This window comes from Streptomyces sp. NPDC101166 (genome assembly GCF_044768125.1).
Taxonomy (GTDB): Bacteria; Actinomycetota; Actinomycetes; order Streptomycetales; family Streptomycetaceae; genus Streptomyces.
Window position 1 is genome coordinate 1 of sequence record NZ_JBIWPF010000081.1, and the last position, 1,717, is coordinate 1,717.

At 62.8% G+C, this 1,717-nt stretch carries 3 protein-coding genes; 1 reads left to right on the forward strand and 2 read right to left on the reverse strand.

Annotated features, from left to right (window positions below; all coding sequences use genetic code 11):
- The coding region (locus ACIRS4_RS36480) for a helix-turn-helix domain-containing protein (protein ID WP_404204297.1) at positions 1 to 753 on the reverse strand (753 nt) is incomplete at its 3' end.
- 320 nt (positions 754 to 1,073) lie between these two features.
- Here ACIRS4_RS36480 and ACIRS4_RS36485 point away from each other — a divergent pair.
- A complete protein-coding gene (locus tag ACIRS4_RS36485) occupies positions 1,074 to 1,439 on the forward strand; it encodes a hypothetical protein (protein ID WP_404204299.1) in 366 nt (121 codons plus the stop codon).
- On the opposite strand, the gene ACIRS4_RS36490 is transcribed toward ACIRS4_RS36485, so the two are convergent.
- A complete protein-coding gene (locus tag ACIRS4_RS36490; RefSeq protein WP_357094500.1) occupies positions 1,436 to 1,588 on the reverse strand; it encodes a hypothetical protein in 153 nt (50 codons plus the stop codon). The two genes, ACIRS4_RS36485 and ACIRS4_RS36490, sit on opposite strands and share 4 nt — an antisense overlap.
- Between the last annotated feature and the right edge of the window lie 129 nt (positions 1,589 to 1,717).

Sequence of the window (1,717 nt, forward strand, 5' to 3'; positions counted from 1 at the left end):
CGCCTGCTGTGGGCTGCCCTCACCGGATTTCACCAGACCAAGCGTACGGAGTGACCCGGCCATACACGCGTGGATCGTGACGTCGTCATTGTCGGCGAGATTGGCCATTGCGAGAGCTTCCGCGACACACCGTTTGGATTCGGGATACATCGTGGCGTCGAAGGTGAGCCAACCGGCGGTCGCGGCCAGATGCCCGGCTGCAGTCGTGAACGCCGCCGCGACCGCACCACTGTCGAACGACGCGGTGTCGAGCAGTTGTTTCGTGTGTTCCAGCCGATGGAGTACCGGGCGGACCAGCGGGGCGCCGCCCACCCGGCACGCCTGCTGCTCGATCAGGTCGACCAAACGTGCCAATTGGCCCGCGTCACCCATACCTATGTGCGGCAGGCTCGTATCGGTAGTGGCCATGGGGCCGGCCAGCGCCGTGCACGCCAATAGTCCGAATTGTCGCCGATCCACGTCGAGGTCCACCTCCGCGAAGTACGGCTCGCTGCCGACCGGTGTCAGCAAGCTCGAATATCCCATCTCCAGCGCGGCGCGGAATCGCTCGCGTTGAGCAGAAGTCAGCAGTTCGAGGTGCCTGTCCAAATCCTCGGCCGACTGCCATCCGATCGAACGGCCAGGCGGTAGGTTCTCCCACTTCCGCACGGCATGGACGGTGTAGCCGATGCCCTCGGCGAACCGCTCCTGAGTCAGCCGGACAGCCTCACGCAGTGCTTTGACCTCAACGGCCGTCCATTTGCTGACGATCATCTCCGCCCCTCGAACGAGTGCGCCGAAAGCCCGTAACGGAAGCGTACGACTGCCGTAGCTGCCACGTGTATGGATTGGGCTCGGCTGGACGAGCAGCCTTGAAATCGACAACTTTTCGACCTCGAACAGCGAAAGGCGTCGGTCATGGAATCTGTTCTGGCCCTAATGCTCACCGCGGTGACGATCCTCTTTGCAGGTCTGTTGTCCAGTCGCACAGGCTGTTCGGCGCAACACCGCGCCGGATCGACCGTTGCCGCGATCCAGGCTCGTCTCGAGGCAGAGCGTGATCAGGCGCGTGTCCCGATCCGGAGGTGGTGACCATGCTGGAGATTCCAACCGCCATCGGATACCTGCGCGGTGATGTTTCCGGCATGCGACAGCAGTGGGACGAGGTTCAGAATCGCAGTCTTGCAAAGAGACTCGGTTACACGCTTACCCGGACGGTTGTGTTCAGTGAGCGCACCGATGACCCGATACAACGACTGATCAACGTTGTTCGTCGCACCGCTGCGGAAGCGGTGTTCGTGCCTGGTCTGGACCATTTCGGGGGAGTTGTCCCCGATGAACTCGTACGAGCAGCCGATGTGATCACAGTCGAACCGGAGGCAACATACGCGCGCTGGGCCATACCTCCCGACGCTTCCGCCGAGATGCGGATTCGATCGCGGCGATGTGATTGGCGTTAGAAGCCGAAGATTTCTGCCAGGGTGATGGATTCGTCGTCCCAGCGGCTTTCGATGGCCGAGCGGTCGGGGTCGGGGAGGAGGGGGTCCCATCCGGCCTTGCGCCAGAAGGCTTCTCGGTGCTCATCGGGGAGGGGATGCGGGGTGCTCATGCGGGGTCCCTGAATCGTGACTGGCGTCACATGATTCTATCCAGCAGAGCTGAGCGCCCGGACCGGATCGGTCCAGGCGCTCAGTCCTTTTCGGGGGCGGGGGCAAGCCCGCCGGTCAGTTGGTTTTCG